Genomic DNA, 646 nt, shown 5'->3' with positions numbered 1-646 from the left:
GAGCTGCCGGTTAAGCACTGGGCGATGCGTCACGCGCGCTATCACGTGCTGGTGGTCGACCACAGCAAGTTTGGCAAAGTGCGTCCGGCGCGCATGGGGGCGTTAGCGAAATTTGACGTGATTGCCAGCGATATCTGCCCGGATGATGAGCTGGTCGCGCTGGCGAAGGCGCAGCAGATTTCCCTACTGTATTGAAGCGTCGCTGCCCGCGCCCCGCAGGGCGCGGGCAGGCATCAGGAGAACCAGCTGCCGAACCAGCCGTGCAGTTTCATCAGCACGAAGTCGATCATCCGGCTGAAGAAGCCGCCCTCTTTTACCGACTCCATGACAATCAGCGGACGCTGTTCAATGGTTTTATCATTTAGCTTAAAGTCGATAGTCCCGACCACCTGCCCCTTCTCCAGCGGCGCGGTAAGCTGCGGCTGATTTAAGGTATAGCTGGCTTTCAGGTTTTTCAGCTGGCCCTTCGGCAAAGTGATAGAGCCCGCCTCGCCAGCCCCCAGTTTCGCTTCATTGCTATCGCCAAACCACACGCGCTGGGTAACGAAGGTGGCATCTGGTTTAATCGGCGTCACGGTTTCAAAGAAGCGGAAGCCCCAGGTCAGCAGTTTTTCTGACTCGTTAAAGCGAATGCGGTCGGTTTTGG

Annotated in this window: 1 protein-coding gene and 1 pseudogene; one reads left to right on the top strand and one right to left on the bottom strand. The window is 57.4% G+C overall.

Annotation, left to right across the window (positions count from 1 at the left end; genetic code table 11):
• A partial coding sequence (locus tag HHU12_RS34455) for a hypothetical protein (RefSeq protein ID WP_205960100.1) occupies positions 1-195 on the top strand: 195 nt, incomplete at its 5' end.
• 38 nt (positions 196-233) lie between these two features.
• Here HHU12_RS34455 and HHU12_RS34450 read toward each other — a convergent pair.
• Positions 234-646 (bottom strand): annotated as a pseudogene (locus HHU12_RS34450) (hypothetical protein); the annotation flags it as partial.

It is taken from the genome of Flammeovirga aprica JL-4 (assembly GCF_012844305.1).
Lineage (GTDB): Bacteria > Bacteroidota > Bacteroidia > Cytophagales > Flammeovirgaceae > Flammeovirga > Flammeovirga aprica.
The sequence above is the reverse complement of the archived record's forward strand: the minus strand, read 5'-3'. Positions and strand labels throughout refer to the sequence as shown.